This window comes from Legionella parisiensis (assembly GCF_001467945.1).
GTDB classification, from domain to species: domain Bacteria; phylum Pseudomonadota; class Gammaproteobacteria; order Legionellales; family Legionellaceae; genus Legionella; species Legionella parisiensis.
The window spans coordinates 2,675,609-2,689,523 of record NZ_LNYQ01000013.1 but is presented as its reverse complement, the minus strand read 5'-3'; the positions used below and the strand labels follow the sequence as shown (position 1 = coordinate 2,689,523).

The window sequence follows — 13,915 nt, the reverse complement described above, 5'->3', positions numbered from 1 at the left end:
ATTTGTGATACAATTGCCCTGAAAATAAACAATTTGAAATGAAAATAAAACCATTTCCCCTTTCACCATCCCCAACAAACAAAGGAAACCGCATGAGTTTTAAGTCATTAGGTTTAATCGAACCCTTGCTTCAAGCTATTAACGAATTAAATTACAAAGAACCCTCTCCTATTCAAGCTCAAGCCATTCCTAAAATATTATCAGGCCGTGACGTTCTTGCTTCAGCACAAACAGGGACAGGTAAAACGGCAAGTTTTGTATTACCTGTTTTACAAAAACTCAACTCCCAACCCCGGGCTAAAAGCAATAAAACTCGTACGCTCATCCTAACTCCAACCCGTGAATTAGCCAATCAAGTACATGAAAGTATCATTCAATACGGACGTCATCTATCTCTTCGCTCTGCGGTGGTTTATGGCGGAGTAAAAATTAATCCGCAAATGATGAAATTACGTTCTGGGGTTGAGCTTCTGGTTGCTACACCGGGACGTTTATTGGATTTACACCAGCAACGAGCCATACAATTCGACGAGGTGGATACGTTGGTTTTGGATGAAGCGGACAGGATGCTGGATATGGGTTTCATTCATGACATGAAACGAATTATTAAATGGTTACCCCAAAACCGGCAAAATCTTATGTTTTCAGCTACTTTTACCGATGAAATTCGTAATCTTGTAAAAACCATTCTCAACCAACCCATAGAAATTGATGTTACCCCTCGAAATACAACCGTAGTTAAAATCAAGCAAACCGTACATCCAGTTGATAAAAGTCAAAAAGCAGCATTACTGAGCCATTTAATTCATAAAAATAAATGGGGCCAGACTTTAGTCTTTTCAAAGACCAAACATGGCGCCAATAAATTAGTGAAACAATTAGCCGAAGCTCAAATTCATGCTGCCGCTATCCATGGCAATAAATCGCAGTCCCAGCGGACCAAAGCATTAGCCGAGTTTAAGTCCGGAGAGTTACATATTTTAGTTGCTACAGACATCGCTGCACGAGGAATTGATATTGATCAATTGCCCTGTGTGGTCAATTTTGATTTACCCCAAGTTGCTGAAGATTACGTCCACCGCATCGGACGAACTGGACGTGCTGGAGCATCTGGATTAGCCGTTTCTTTAGTAAGTGCTGATGAGGTAAATCAGTTACACGCTATAGAAAAACTAATTCAATGCAAGTTAAACCGTATCGAAATCGAAGATTTTGAACCCAAACACAATGTTCCTCAAACGAATAGCGTTTCAAAGTTCAAACCACATTCGCCTACTCGTAAGAAAACAACTTCAACTGACAATAAACCCAACAGAAAAAAATTCACAAATAACTCAAGGAAAAGAAGCGCTAAATCTTAGTCTCTTCAGCGAAGCAGGCTGAGTCATTCGACCCAAAAAATGCCAAACTCATTATTATACTGGCTTAAGATTGAACTGATGAAATAATGTATAGAAAATCAGTACGGGATATTAATTGAATGATAGCTAGACTTACTAGAGTACTTAGGTTTATCAAACCAGGAGTTATGTTAGGATAAAATGACTTGAGGCATCGTTGTTTTTTTATACACAAGAGTTTTAATAATTAATAATAATAGATTTTGCTCTAAACTCCTGTCATTACCGCGTAGACGGGAATCCATCTCACAAATAAAGTAAAGAATTAATATCATAGCGAGATTCCCGCCTACGCGGGAACAGTTAAAAATCCATAAACTGTTCAGAAAAAGTGGCGATATCTCAGGCAATTTTAACACAACATATTACAATGAAATTTCAGAAGAAAGCTTTTTCTCCTGAGACTCAAGATGCTTCACCAGTGAGGTATGGCGAGGTAACACATAATTTAAAGATTGCATTTTAGAAGATTGAAAAAACAACTGATGTTGTATCTCTCCCTTATTTAAAATTAATTCTACTTCCTTGTCTATTTTCATTTCTGTTTCTAACCAACCTGATGAATCATGTACTAATACCGGTAAGGCAGTAGACTTAGAAGATAGTGCTTGATTTAATTGGCGACTGTACACCCTTAGCTGAAATCTAAGAGGATCAGCTGTACAGGTTTCAACACTATATCCTAATGTAAACAACTTATTCGTTTCTTTGGGAGTGCTGCCTGGGGTAGCAATTTCTTTAAAATCATTAAAAGAAAAAACCTGTGGCGCGTCTTTCAGATGATTATAAAGCACTGTTCCTTCATTGCTTTCAAGAACTTTCTTTTTATTCGAGCCAGGAATCTGAGAAAAACCCATTTCATCCAAAGCCATAAGAACTTTTAGATCAAGAGCTCCCTTGCCGGTTTTTTTTTATTATGTCAATCGTACACTCCCCATCCATAAAAGCAATCTCATCTTTAATAAACGATAACTCTGTATCGGCATCCACATGAGTTAAACTGACATTACCTTTCTTATCAGCAATAATTATAGCCACACATCCTTCTAATCCCACAGTAGCAGGAAACCCGTTTTGTACTGCTGTTTTTCTTACTGTTTCATTTTGACCCGCAACCTACATAGTTCTCGATGGTCGTTCAGTAAATATTTTTGCATCCATTTTTTTCTTCTATTAATAACGTTAAACTTGCTTGAAGTATAATTTAATTTAGTCTTTTTAATTAATTACTTGCCACAAAATGCGCCGTCAATAACGCGGCGGGTTCGGCATTATAATTTATTAATCATGTAAGTCACAAATCAAAAATCAGTTTCAAATTTTAATCATTTATGAATATTAATATATAATTAAACGTAGGTACTTCATCAAAGGGGGTAGCTTATGCCTGAGGTTTCTATGAATGAAGGAGACGTACGTCTAATCGATTCAAATGATGAACTTCGTACAACAAACTTTGGTGGATGTACTGCAATTCACGCAAAAAATGAGAATATGTTCGGACTCTACCATCTTCAGACAATTGCTGACCGTCCTGATAATCAGAATAATGCGACCTATAAAGAATGGCTATTAAAATTAAAAGACCTTTCTAATGGGCAACCTATTTATTTTGAGATAGGCACACCTAAAAATAAAAAGGGGCTGGAGCATCATCCCTATTTAGGTATGGAACGATATTTAAGGGCATTATGCGAAGAAAATAATATTCAGATTGCAGGGATTAAGCTCCTGGATATGGATGATGTGGAGTCCATTTCAGTTACCAGACAACAAATGACTTGTTTTTCTGAAAGAGAATATGAAGACGTAATTCCTATAATTCCTGAGTCAGTCTACCAAAGTGATGAGGCAATGCTAGAACAAATTGAAAATATGAAGGCCATCAGCTTTATATTAGGCGATCCCAACATGGATTTGAATGGAACACTAAAAACAAAATATCAGGAAACATACGATCAATACAGAGAGGGATTGTCATCACAAAGAGAAGAGATATTAATTAAGATACAAAGCTTGGTAACCTTGGATGATCATAATGCACGTGATTCATTTTTAGATGGATTATATAAGGCAGTACGTTCTGTTGATTTTGATTCAATAAGGCAAATGGCAAGGCACCCCTATTTTAAAGGGGCTTTAAAAGAAGAAAAGAATCTTTATAACATGGCATTGGATTTAGCAGCTAGAACTCGAGCATTAAAAAAAGATCTCAACCCTCTTCCTGTTGAGCTCGAAAACTATAATCCATTAGATAATAAAAATACGATTAATAATGACGGCACTAATGTCGATAACACATCTTTTAAAAGCAAATACATGCAATTAAAAGGAGAAAGTAATGCGAACTCTGGTCCTGAGCAAGACCCTGAATCATGCACTATTCTGTGAGTACCATCCCCGCGGGCGGAAATCCATTTCTCATAGCTTACTGTAATGCCACGATACAACAAGCGTTCCATAAACATCTCGGTAGCTTGCCTTTAAAGCGGTGATAACTCTACACTGCAATGCTGATGAGCCCTGCAGGGTAACGGTATCTTTCAGCTTCCTTTCCTACATTGCGTGCTTCCGCTAAATAATATGTACCTCAAAGTGAACTTGACGGTGCCCTATCGACTATAACATCATCTTAACTTTGTCGATGCATTCACTGATTATCTTATCCAGATCGGTTTTATAGACCTCCAGTTCGTCTTGTTTTTTCGGAAACCGTACCTCATTAATGCGATCCTTAACTTTCTTCATAATGGGGCTCTCTTTAAAAAATCTGTTCATATAACCCAAAGCATCATTAGTAAGCTTGGCGCATTCTTTTTCTGTGAATTCGCCGTTATTCTGGTCCTTTACAAGAAGCTTTGGAACATAACGGTTTGTTTCCTTATCATTAAAAAAAAGATAAAGAGGATTTCTCTCGGGTTCTTTAACCAATCTGGAAGTTTGTGTGTATTGGATGTTAAATGCCTGGGTTACTACGTCCAGTGGAATGACTTTGGCTTTTAAAGAATCAGGCAATAACTCGATAACATGCTGTCTCTTCTTATCATCACTACCCGAAATGATTATAGCATCCAAGGACGTGCAATTTTCAAATGCATCAGCACCAATCTCGGTGATACCTTCAGGCAGGGTAATGGACTGTAATGAGGTGCAATCATAAAATGCCATAAAGCCAATCTTGGTAATTCCTTCAGGTAGGGTAATGGACTGTAATGAGGTGCAACCCCAAAATGCCATAAAGCCAATCTGGGTCATTCCTTCACGCAGAGCAATCGAGTGCAATTCGGTGCAACCTTCAAATACTCCAACACTAATCTCGGTAATGCCTTCATGCAGGGTAATCGAGTGTAATTCGGTGCAACCCTTAAATGCATAATTTCCAATCTTGGTAATCCCTTTATGCAGGATAATTGAGCGTAATGCGGTGCAACCCATAAATGCATGATCACCAATCGAAGTGATCCCTGATGGAATTATATAAGAACCCTTTTTGAAGTCGTTATTCTTCAGCGGTATTTTGGTGAACCCCACCAGGATTCTGGAAGAAACCTTTGTGATATCCTTATTCTTAACCCGTATTAGGGTTTTACCATCGTTACTTACTTTCATCGTAGATCCTCGTTCATCGTTTTATTGTAAATACTATTAAAATCGCAAAACCATGAATTTCAGGAAGAGTTCAACTGTAGAGCGCAAAGGTAAACCCTCCGAGAGATAGCATGATGCTGGATAAATCCAACATTTGAACTTAATGCCCCGAATTATATCTTATACATCGGTGTACGGGATATAAATAAGGTAGTGCCTATGGTTATGGTTATGGTTATGGTTATGGTTATGGTTATGGTTATGGTTATGGTTATGGTTATGAGTAAACAATATACAAGAAAACCCATAGAAGGATATGAAAATATGATTGATGGTGATAATTTAGAGGAAAAAGCACTATCTCGTTATTGTTTAGGTCCTAAAAAAACTTAGCAGCTTCAACTTTATTAAATTAGTTTGTTTAATAGCATTTCAGAAAACCTGGGGGCATACTGGATCAGAACTCAGGTTTTCCTTCCTATGACCGTCACACGTGCTAATTTTCTCCTTTTTTGCCATAAACCGGATATAATTTGCCAACCTCATTCGCATCATTGTAAATGCAGTTTTTATGCTATGCCTGAATGCTGAGAGAAAACATCATTGTCCTGATCGGGTTCATTATGAAATTTTTTAAACAGTTATATGTGCAGGTTATTGCGGGAATTATTATTGGCATCATTCTGGGTATTGTTGCTCCAACGTTAGCTATTTCATTTAAGCCGTTCGCAGATTTATTTATCAAGCTAATAAAAATGATGATTACCCCAATCATTTTTTTAACGCTTGTTTCAGGCATTGCAGCAATGAGTGACTTAAAAACAGTGGGAAAGATTGGAGGTAGAGCACTGATTTATTTTTTACTAACGACGATTTGTGCCTTAACTTTGGGGTTGGTTGTTGCGAATATATTTCAGCCTGGCACCGGGATGAATATAGACCCATCCACTTTAAATATAAACGAAGCACGATCATATCTTGGTAAAACAGAGCAAATAAACACAGTTCAGGATTTTGTTCTGAATATTGTCCCTGAAACATTTTTTAGCGCATTTGTGCATGGGGAAATTTTGCAAGTGTTGTTTGTTGCGATCATATTTGCATTGGGCTTGATGTCTTATGGAAGCAAAGGGAAATTCATTTTAGAAAGCTTTGAACATCTGACAAAAATATTTTTTAATATCATTCATGCGATGATGTATTACGCTCCAATGGCAGCTTTTGCTGCTATGGCCTATACAGTAGGTCAATATGGCGCTCATTCCTTACTCGGATTGACTGAATTACTGATTTGTTTTTATTTAACTTGCATTGTATTTATAGTGATCCTGCTCGGCAGCGTACTTTATTTTGTTTTAGGCCTAAATGTATTTAAAGTCATCAAGTATTTCAAAACTGAAATCTTTATCGTTTTTGCGACATCATCTTCTGAAACAGTTATGCCAAATTTACTGGAAAAATTAATTGAATTAGGCTGTGATAAATCAGTGGTCGATTTAGTGATACCGACAGGTTATTCTTTTAACCTGGATGGGACTGCAATTTATCTTACCCTTGCTGCTTTATTTATTGCCCAGGCAACCAACTCGAATATCACTCTTGAGCAGCAAATTTTTTTATTGCTTATCATGATTATCAGTTCAAAAGGAGCTGCCGGTGTTACAGGAAGCGGTTTTATTATATTAGCCAGTTCCTTGGCAGCTATAGGCACAATTCCTGTTGCTGGAGTGGTTATAATTCTTGGAGTAGATCGCTTTATGTCCTCAGGGAGATCCTTAACCAATATGATTGGTAATGCCATTGCTGCATTAATTATTTCAAAATGGCAAAAATCAATCAACATGAAAAGAGTCCAAGAAAAACTTGCATAGAAAATAATGCAAAACTGTTCCTCAGCCACAAGCTAAAAACTTGGGAAAAAGTCAGCTAGCCCGCGGGGCTATACGATCAAGTGAGCGTATTTGTGTGTTGTATTTCTGGAACCAACGATTTAGATGGGGCTATCAGTTCAGATGCTCCAAAAAAAGTTCCGCTATAATGTGAACTCGTTATGCCTGGTTCCATTCCTGTTTTCATTAATTTTAAGAATGCATCATAAGCGGCTTCAACATTGTTGAGCGAGGTTGCAACCTGAACCAGAGCTACCTTAGTGTCTGCCCCCTCATCTATTTTTGTCTGGCTTGTGCTTAGGTCAATTGTGAGTGAAAGTTCTTCGAATGTTGCCATGGCCGGATTCAAAGCGATCATGGCTGATAAACTGTCCCAAAATTGCAATTTATCATAAAATAGCTTCTCTCCCATCCCTTTCAATAAGGATGTTAACATATCTTTGACCAATTTTAATGAGGGTAATGTTTCCTTATGCAATCGTGCATAAAATTCTCGGGTCATGGGCATTTGACGAGTAATATCGATTGGAACAAGACTTATGGGAAGATTTTTTGTAGTAAAAACAATTTCTGCGGCCTTCGGATCAGCGTAAATATTCCATTCTGCCAGGGTATTTTCGGTATTAGGAATCAGATCTGAAATATTTCCCGCTACTTTTACAGCGCCTCCCATAATGACTAACTTTTCAATTTTTTCGATACAATCAGGATGAGCGGATATCAGCTGAGCAACATTAGTTAAAGGACCTGTAGCTACTATAGTTTTTTTTTCCTCACCGAACATTAACGTGTCATACATTAATTTAACGGCAGAATCGGTAACTTGAGAGTCCGTTATGGTGGGCACATCAGTATTATTTAAAATAGTATTTGCTTCTTGATTAATATATTCGGGAAAAGGTGTACCGTGATAATCCAAGGCAGAATTAATTCCGTATGCAACAGGGATTTTTACTGTAGGTTTTAACATCCGACATACTCGTTCCATATTTTCGGCACCGATTTTAGTAGTCGATTCTCCATATGCCACAGTGACGGCAACTACATCAGCATTAAGCAGCAACAAACATAATGCCATTATATCTTCGTAAGCAGCATCCCCATCATGTATTACTTTCATTACATATCCTTATAATATTATATAACGCGCCGTATGCTACGTTAAATTCATAAAAATTTCCGCATGTCCCAAATGGAACGAAATAAATTTATCTGTGGAATCTGGAGAAAGTTCCTTTCCTAACCTAGGAGTCGACTGTTCCTTCTTGAGGTATTCAATAAATAGTAACACTTGCTTATGAGGCTTTGCCTGTCTATATTTAAATTAGTTTGTGTTCAAAAAACACTCATTAATTCGATAAAATATGTTTCGCGAGTGTTATTCTTCTGGATGGGGCGAGTTATGGCGCATGAAGAACTTTTTAAAGAAATTGTCGAGTTAATTAAAAGACAAGATGTTGATGGTGTTAGAGATATTTTAGCAAAAAATAAACAGATCCAAGAATTACCGAAGTTAGTTGATGAGGAGGGAAATACGCTGTTTCATCATCTGATAAAGTCAGGAAATCTATCGCTCATGAGAGCAAGTGAAGCCTATGAAAGAGGTTTCGCCGCAAGTTATCCTATAAGAAATAAAGAGGGTAAAACGCCTTATCAATGTGTTGCTGATATAAAAGACGCTGAATTCAAGGAGAGTGCAGCTCGAGCTTTTGGCCCGACTTGGAAGCAAGCGCATATTCTGAATCAGTTTATCGTGTATTTAAAAATACAACATCAGCTTAAACCCAAGGAGTATAAGCAGGAGGATATTACAGCCATTATTGATGCACTCGACGAAGGTCATTGTAACGGACTGTCTATAATTTGGTTGGTGTCATGGCTAAACAATGAAGAGAATAAATATTATGAATTATTCTCTGACATCATTTATTGGGATGGTTCTATTGAACATTTAAGTGAAGAGCTGAAATCAAAATTTGAAGTCGCCATTTCGCTAACTAGGATGTATCAAATGGATCGACAAATACTCAGTCATGAAAAAAAACAAGGGGCTCAATCAAAACTGGCGGTAAAAGAGGCGATACGTCAAAAAAAAGAGGACGAGACTGGCGAGAAAGTATCCATTGACGATGTTCAACTACCAGAACTATTAAGTGATGAAGTGCCTGATTTTTTTGGTCGAACTCAAAATGTTTGGCATACCTATGTAGACACATTATATCAAGAAAAATATTATCGAGGACAATTTACTATCAATTCCCTTGCTTTTTTACTCGACCAAATAGCAGATCAAGAAAAAGGAATTAGTTTTCATGCCTCTGGACATGTAATTGCTGCTGGGATCAAGAATGGGACGCTTTATCTATTTGATTCAAATTATGACAAACAAGCAGGGAAAGAAACTATTCCAAGAGAATTCAATTTAAGAAGTCCAAGTGGACAAATTGACGCAGCAAAAGAAATTTATAAACAACTTCATTTTAGAGCGCCTCCCGAAATAAATACTTTTTTTGATTTTGACAGGGTAAATATTCTCGATATGAAGGAGCGCCCGCGTTATACTCAGTATCCCAGTGATATTGATATTAAAAATAAAGCAGGAGAAGCGAAAGCACTCGCGTTTTATAAAAAAGTTGAAGAAAATAATTTCACTGAAATTGATCCTTTTGAATTTGCTCGTTTAAGTGCTTACTTTGATTCTGTCTTAAATGAAACCGAATTAGCCAACTTATTTGAAAAAACCGTTTTTAAAAAAGAGCTGATTAATCAAATCATTCAAGTAAGTCGTTGGGATTTTATTTCACCTTTGCTTGTACTAATTGAAGACGCAAATAATGAAAATGCATTAAACTGCTTATTAAGAAATGGCGCAGATCCGCATCTTATAGTAGGACATCAAAGCGCTATTGAAGCAGCAAAAAATCGAGATAAGGAAAATTTAGTGCACTGTATGGAAGAACATATTAAACGCATGTCTGCTCCTACCGAACATAAAAAACAATTGGAACTAAAATGCCACATGAATATTATAAAAATACCTGCTAATGAACGGGAGCAAAATATTCTTGCTGTCCTCAATCTATTGAATAGTCCCTTACTTAACAATAAGGACAATACACCCTCTGTTGTAGTGCAAAATATCAAAGCGATTGTAGTGCAGATTGATCATGAGAATACAGAAAATATTTCTGAAAAAATTAAAGAAATTAAAGCATTAATCAAAGCTCATGGCAAAGATAGAGAAGACAATTCTTATGTTCGAAACATTCTGGATGTATTTGAGAACGTTACACAGGATAATTTCAAAAAAATTCGTGAATCACTTACTTTAGTCCCGGAATTTAAAAAAATTATGGATGCTCCTATAGTTGAGCCCAGATCTTCTTTGGGATAGTTTATCAGCCATAATAACCACCCAAAAACCATCAATGAATTACTGCATTCTTATTATATTTTAAGCATATTGTATGATATGTTTAAATTCATAAAAGTTTCTGAATCTAACAGAGTAGAACGAGAAAAAATTGTGAAGCATTGCTAAGGAGTAGCGTGTATGCCAAGACTAAATACTATTGACGGTTATTATGATCCATTAAAATTTATTAAAAAAAATCATACTCAAGAGGATCTTGTTCATGAAAAAGAACTCATTGAATATCTAAATAGTGCATATCGCCATGCTTTAAGAAAAATACTACTCGCAGCCCCTGCTTCTTTTGCAGAAGCATCTCCTATATATGAACTTTGTATTGATTTCATCTTAAACAGCAATGACTTAACCCAGGTCACTGTAAAGGGGATTGAAGAGCAAATAAATAAAAATAAAGATCTCCATAAATTAAAAAATTTTAAGTCAGACAACCCCGATTTTGCAAAACTCCAATTAATAAAGGCTGTTACCAGGGGACATCAAGCCAATTTAGTTATTAATGAACATATTATTTCTTATGTCAATAGCACTCTCATTCTTGAGAATATATTAAATAAAGAATATAACTACGGTTTTTTTGCTACTCAAAAAAGCGATTTGGCACATAAAGAAGCTGTTTCGGCACTTAAAGAAGCTTTAAAAGATAATCCAACCAATCTTCTAGTGCATTTATCCACCTTACGCAAGGGACATTTAGGCAGCGCGATTAGAGTCTTTGTAAAACAAGGCCTGGCAGATAAATTATTGCATGGCAAAACAGTACATACGGTAAGCGATTTTATAACAGCATTACACGAACAAGTGAACCTTAATCTGCCTGCAACAGCGGGCTTTTCTTAAATTCGTCTGGTTACGTGTTTATTTCATATTTTCAATTGTCACATCAATAGCTTCGTGATCTGAAGGATTTCCTTGTGCTTGGGTATAAAGCAAAGCATTTTTTAATGTTGCTTTAACTATCTTGTTGTTTTTGGCATATCTATAGTCGTTTTAGGTGCCTCCATCGTTGTACTCGTAGCCTCTTTAATTACTACAGGAGTTGTGGGAGTTGTAGTTCCAAGATGCTCCCTAAAGAAATAATATGCTGCCATGGCGACAAGAATAACAAGCACTACTATAGCAACAATTGCTACACTACTACTTGAATCATTTCTAGCCATTATAATCTCCTTATTGTTATAATCCGCAGCAATTCAAGTGTAAATTTATTGATCAACCCTGCTAAGTATAGGATAAAACCAAGTTTAATTTACATTAGAACTCTTTTTAAAACGTTGCAGACAAAATGCCAGAGAAACACAGAGCGCAGAACCGGCGTATTCGAGAGCCTCAGTCTAAAATCTTCCGAAAACTGAGACTAGGAAAATCTTGATTTTCCCCCTACAGCTTAATGGCCTAGTTGTAAGAACCATAAGGTTTGGAAAATGGGGTGGGATTAAATTTCCGCTCCTCTTGCACTTTATCTTCGTCTCTTGTTTCTTCAACTTTTTGAAGCAATTGATTTGAACGTTCTTCGTGTTCTGGAGATTGAATCGATTGATTTGAAAGTTCTTCTTGTTCTTGAGGTTGAAACGTTTTTGGTACTAGTTTGGATGGCATAAGTTGGATCATTTTTTGTGTACTATCAATTGGAGCAGTAACTTCTTCCTTAGATGCAGACAATTTCGGTGATTGTTCTTGATAGCTTATTCCGCGCATACATCGCACCGTTTGCAAAGCCTCCCAGTTTTTTTCCCAGCCAGTAGCAAAACCATATTTCTCTTTAAACCACCTCATCGCATGCTCCAATTGAAAATAGGGTTTGATGAGCGTCTCAGCAAGAATGTGTCCATTTCCCTCACCTGGACCTTTTGCAAAATAAACTGTGGCTTTCCTTTCTTTTATATCACCGGTTAAATCGATCGCGACCCACCCTCTCCAAGGCCCCATATCACCTGTCTTAAATGCAGTGAGTGGCTTGCCATTTTTATCTACTTCAAGTTGAAACCCTAAACATTCAGCTACATATTTTAAATCCCTATGATCTGAAACAGTTTCTTTTGCCCAAGGATCCTGCGTCATCCAAATTTGAGGATTAAAAGTATACTGCAATGTTTCATCGCTCATCCAGGCTTGTACAAATAGTGCATAGTCCTCTGCAGTAGTAGTTAAGGTATTTGCTGCGCACGGTTTTTTTCCAAAACTGCTGTGATTCATATGTAAAGGGTCAAACACATATTTTTTAGCAAGCACATCAAGATTTGCGGTATGACCACGTTTTGCTACTTCCTCAAGAATTTTTGGCAAGTAGGGAGTAAGCTCCTGGACATCAGTGAGCTTTTGTAAATTACAATTGAGTGCGGTTAAGTCTATAGTGCCGGATCTTCCAACCCCTGTACTATCAAAAATTGTATATCTTAGATTGGGAGGGTTGATTGAAACATACAGTTTATTTTCTTCAAAAGAATCATGCACCGGCATTAATGCAAGTTTAGGTTCGTGAAGTCTTTCAATCACTTTTTGCAAATAAAACAAGGGAAAACCTGAATACCTATAATATTCCTGGCCGGGTTCAAATTGATGATTCACTTCATCTTTTCGATTTAAATCAAATCCTGTTTTATGAGCAAGAATCATAGCTGGCGTCAACGCATTAATGCGTGCTATATCTTCTTCAGTAATTTCTTCACCCTCTTTCCATTTAAAACCATGTTGTTGACAAAAATCCTTAAAAGGCAAAAGGTCATTAAGCCTCTTCATATCTAAAGAGATTTTTTCATCTTCTGCAAGCTTTAATACAAGATAAGTAAATACCGGTTTACTCAGTGATGCGGCGCCAAAAACCGTATTTTTATTCACATCTCCATAGCCATGGATTACAGGGGTGCCATTACCAATCACTGTAGCCACGCTTACTTGTTCTATATTGGCTTTCTTTCTAATCCATTCCACTTCAGACTCTGTGTTGGAGCTAAAGGTCAGTGAACTTAAATCTTCTATAAGTGAAGCCACTAATTTGATAACTTTTGCTTTCATGCTGTTCTCCTGCGATGTTACCGTTTTCTAAATCCATTATATCGAAAAACAAAGGGTCAATTGTATAAACTTTGTATGGATTGTATCTATTTAGAAGGGACCGCTAAGGAGTGTGAAACGCTTCTATTGATTGAATACCTGACGCGACAACGGCGAGTTGGAGCGATTTCTTTAAAACAAAGGCGACAACGTAATTTTGCTGCTTCGGCCGCAGCATCTTTCTTTTATTCTTCCTTCCTAATTTGTTGTAAAGCTAATGCAGTAGAATTGGCTTGGGCTCGCCTTGCAACATCATGGAATTTTCTCTATTGTTTTCTACATCAGACTCAGGAGTGTGAGACCTAAAGGCCAATGAATGTAAATCTTCTACAAGTGAAGCTGCTAATTTGCCAACTTTTGCTTTCATGATGCACTCCGATGATATTACCGTTCAATCAATTCATTTTATCGAAATGCAAAGCCCTAATTGTATGAGTTTTGTATATGTTGGGCATACATAGGCCATTATTAAGGGATTGTGTAATAAGCTATCTCTCGCTATCTTTAAATAATTTCTATTTAAAAATCATATACTTTTTATGAAATGTGTACTT

Annotated in this window: 13 protein-coding genes; 6 read left to right on the top strand and 7 right to left on the bottom strand. The window is 36.8% G+C overall.

Annotation, left to right across the window (positions count from 1 at the left end; translation table 11 throughout):
- Positions 1-92: 92 nt before the first annotated feature.
- On the top strand, positions 93-1,361 hold the full coding sequence (locus tag Lpar_RS17950) for a DEAD/DEAH box helicase (RefSeq protein ID WP_058519126.1): 1,269 nt from the start codon (positions 93-95) through the stop codon (positions 1,359-1,361).
- A gap of 404 nt (positions 1,362-1,765) precedes the next feature.
- Here the strand turns inward: Lpar_RS17950 and Lpar_RS19495 are convergent, their stop codons facing one another.
- A complete protein-coding gene (locus tag Lpar_RS19495; protein WP_058519125.1) occupies positions 1,766-2,272 on the bottom strand; it encodes a hypothetical protein in 507 nt (168 codons plus the stop codon).
- A gap of 13 nt (positions 2,273-2,285) precedes the next feature.
- Complete coding sequence (locus tag Lpar_RS19490; protein ID WP_237759443.1) at positions 2,286-2,438, bottom strand: hypothetical protein; 153 nt, start codon at positions 2,436-2,438, stop codon at positions 2,286-2,288.
- Between the two features lie 345 nt (positions 2,439-2,783).
- On the opposite strand from Lpar_RS19490, the gene Lpar_RS17940 reads away from it, so the two are divergent.
- The gene (locus Lpar_RS17940; protein ID WP_058519124.1) at positions 2,784-3,791 is read left to right on the top strand and encodes a hypothetical protein; all 1,008 of its coding nucleotides are present in this window, start codon (positions 2,784-2,786) and stop codon (positions 3,789-3,791) included.
- Positions 3,792-4,019: 228 nt separating this feature from the next.
- Here Lpar_RS17940 and Lpar_RS17935 read toward each other — a convergent pair whose 3' ends face one another.
- Complete coding sequence (locus tag Lpar_RS17935; RefSeq protein WP_058519123.1) at positions 4,020-5,009, bottom strand: leucine-rich repeat domain-containing protein; 990 nt, start codon at positions 5,007-5,009, stop codon at positions 4,020-4,022.
- 198 nt (positions 5,010-5,207) lie between these two features.
- On the opposite strand from Lpar_RS17935, the gene Lpar_RS19050 reads away from it, so the two are divergent.
- Positions 5,208-5,381 (top strand): hypothetical protein, encoded by a 174-nt coding sequence (locus tag Lpar_RS19050; protein WP_162264354.1) that lies wholly within the window; start codon positions 5,208-5,210, stop codon positions 5,379-5,381.
- 230 nt (positions 5,382-5,611) lie between these two features.
- Entirely contained in the window at positions 5,612-6,859 is a 1,248-nt protein-coding gene (gene dctA, locus Lpar_RS17930) for a C4-dicarboxylate transporter DctA (RefSeq protein ID WP_058519122.1), read from the top strand.
- 76 nt (positions 6,860-6,935) lie between these two features.
- Here the strand turns inward: dctA and Lpar_RS17925 are convergent, their stop codons facing one another.
- On the bottom strand, positions 6,936-7,997 hold the full coding sequence (locus Lpar_RS17925; RefSeq protein ID WP_058519121.1) for a nucleoside hydrolase: 1,062 nt from the start codon (positions 7,995-7,997) through the stop codon (positions 6,936-6,938).
- 282 nt (positions 7,998-8,279) lie between these two features.
- Between Lpar_RS17925 and Lpar_RS17920 the strand changes: the two genes are divergently transcribed.
- Together Lpar_RS17920 and Lpar_RS17915 are read left to right on the top strand one after the other, a co-directional pair.
- Positions 8,280-10,271, top strand: a complete 1,992-nt coding sequence (locus Lpar_RS17920; RefSeq protein ID WP_058519120.1) for a hypothetical protein — start codon at positions 8,280-8,282, stop codon at positions 10,269-10,271.
- A gap of 159 nt (positions 10,272-10,430) precedes the next feature.
- The gene (locus Lpar_RS17915; RefSeq protein WP_058519119.1) at positions 10,431-11,147 is read left to right on the top strand and encodes a hypothetical protein; all 717 of its coding nucleotides are present in this window, start codon (positions 10,431-10,433) and stop codon (positions 11,145-11,147) included.
- Between the two features lie 116 nt (positions 11,148-11,263).
- Here Lpar_RS17915 and Lpar_RS17910 read toward each other — a convergent pair whose 3' ends face one another.
- The 3 genes from Lpar_RS17910 to Lpar_RS18985 all read right to left on the bottom strand — a co-directional run bounded on the left by Lpar_RS17910 (position 11,264) and on the right by Lpar_RS18985 (position 13,728).
- Positions 11,264-11,467 carry a hypothetical protein gene (locus Lpar_RS17910; protein ID WP_058519118.1) on the bottom strand — a complete coding sequence of 68 codons (204 nt, stop codon included), beginning with the start codon at positions 11,465-11,467 and terminating at the stop codon, positions 11,264-11,266.
- A 235-nt stretch (positions 11,468-11,702) separates the two neighbouring features.
- Complete coding sequence (locus Lpar_RS17905; protein ID WP_058519117.1) at positions 11,703-13,322, bottom strand: serine hydrolase; 1,620 nt, start codon at positions 13,320-13,322, stop codon at positions 11,703-11,705.
- 253 nt (positions 13,323-13,575) lie between these two features.
- Positions 13,576-13,728 (bottom strand): hypothetical protein, encoded by a 153-nt coding sequence (locus Lpar_RS18985; RefSeq protein ID WP_156416220.1) that lies wholly within the window; start codon positions 13,726-13,728, stop codon positions 13,576-13,578.
- Positions 13,729-13,915 lie beyond the last annotated feature (187 nt).

What these genes read in the sequence shown, in the direction of transcription:
- Lpar_RS17950 (WP_058519126.1), top strand. Translation starts at nt 93, where the DNA reads ATGAGTTTTAAGTCATTAGGTTTAATCGAACCCTTGCTTCAAGCTATT.
- Lpar_RS19495 (WP_058519125.1), bottom strand. Translation starts at nt 2,272, where the DNA reads ATGGCTTTGGATGAAATGGGTTTTTCTCAGATTCCTGGCTCGAATAAA.
- Lpar_RS17940 (WP_058519124.1), top strand. Translation starts at nt 2,784, where the DNA reads ATGCCTGAGGTTTCTATGAATGAAGGAGACGTACGTCTAATCGATTCA.
- Lpar_RS17935 (WP_058519123.1), bottom strand. Translation starts at nt 5,009, where the DNA reads ATGAAAGTAAGTAACGATGGTAAAACCCTAATACGGGTTAAGAATAAG.
- Lpar_RS19050 (WP_162264354.1), top strand. Translation starts at nt 5,208, where the DNA reads ATGGTTATGGTTATGGTTATGGTTATGGTTATGGTTATGGTTATGGTT.
- dctA (WP_058519122.1), top strand. Translation starts at nt 5,612, where the DNA reads ATGAAATTTTTTAAACAGTTATATGTGCAGGTTATTGCGGGAATTATT.
- Lpar_RS17925 (WP_058519121.1), bottom strand. Translation starts at nt 7,997, where the DNA reads ATGAAAGTAATACATGATGGGGATGCTGCTTACGAAGATATAATGGCA.
- Lpar_RS17920 (WP_058519120.1), top strand. Translation starts at nt 8,280, where the DNA reads ATGGCGCATGAAGAACTTTTTAAAGAAATTGTCGAGTTAATTAAAAGA.
- Lpar_RS17915 (WP_058519119.1), top strand. Translation starts at nt 10,431, where the DNA reads ATGCCAAGACTAAATACTATTGACGGTTATTATGATCCATTAAAATTT.
- Lpar_RS17910 (WP_058519118.1), bottom strand. Translation starts at nt 11,467, where the DNA reads ATGGCTAGAAATGATTCAAGTAGTAGTGTAGCAATTGTTGCTATAGTA.
- Lpar_RS17905 (WP_058519117.1), bottom strand. Translation starts at nt 13,322, where the DNA reads ATGAAAGCAAAAGTTATCAAATTAGTGGCTTCACTTATAGAAGATTTA.
- Lpar_RS18985 (WP_156416220.1), bottom strand. Translation starts at nt 13,728, where the DNA reads ATGAAAGCAAAAGTTGGCAAATTAGCAGCTTCACTTGTAGAAGATTTA.